The organism is Enterobacter cloacae complex sp. 2024EL-00214 (assembly GCF_043945575.1).
In the GTDB taxonomy this organism is placed as follows: domain Bacteria; phylum Pseudomonadota; class Gammaproteobacteria; order Enterobacterales; family Enterobacteriaceae; genus Enterobacter; species Enterobacter cloacae_P.
Window position 1 is genome coordinate 1 of record NZ_JBIMRC010000066.1, and the last position, 556, is coordinate 556.

Below are 556 nucleotides of genomic sequence, written 5' to 3' on the forward strand. Positions count from 1 at the left end.
CAATACAGCAGCGGGGGAAAGTCGAAACTCGGCAGGATCACAAAAGCCGGTGATTCGTATCTGCGAACGCTTCTGGTTCAGGGGGCTCGTTCAGTGCTTATTGGCGCCGGGAAAAGGACTGACTCATTCAGCCGTTGGGTTTGTATGTTGGTTGAGCGCAGAGGGTACTGGCGGGCTGTTGTGGCCATCGCCGCCAAAAATGCGCGGCTGTGTTGGGCATCACTACATTACGGTGATGATTTCCGGCTGTACTCAGTCAACTAAAGCTCGAAGCTGTATAACCATCTGACCTGCAATTCGTTGATGATAAAGGGTTAGACCCCGTGAGGCCTATCTGGCTATTGTACAGGATATACGTATCCGCTTAACGAACAAGAACCTCACGCGCGTCTTTCATCAGGGCCCGAATCGATGACGATTCATCATGGCCGTTTATAGTACCGCAGTCTCTCCCCTTTATTTTTACTGAAGAGCAGACAGAAACCATAAATACCGGCTTTGACATGCCGGGGAAGTCCTTATAGTACAATAATTTTCGATATCCAAACTGACCCCA

2 protein-coding genes are annotated in these 556 nt (G+C 49.6%); one reads left to right on the forward strand and one right to left on the reverse strand.

What is annotated here, in order from left to right; translation table 11 throughout:
• A partial coding sequence (locus ACHHZ6_RS24760; protein ID WP_143188226.1) for a transposase occupies positions 1-264 on the forward strand: 264 nt, incomplete at its 5' end.
• A gap of 100 nt (positions 265-364) precedes the next feature.
• Here the strand turns inward: ACHHZ6_RS24760 and ACHHZ6_RS24765 are convergent.
• Positions 365-556, reverse strand: a 192-nt coding sequence (locus tag ACHHZ6_RS24765; protein ID WP_106672702.1) for a hypothetical protein, incomplete at its 5' end; no start/stop codon positions are given.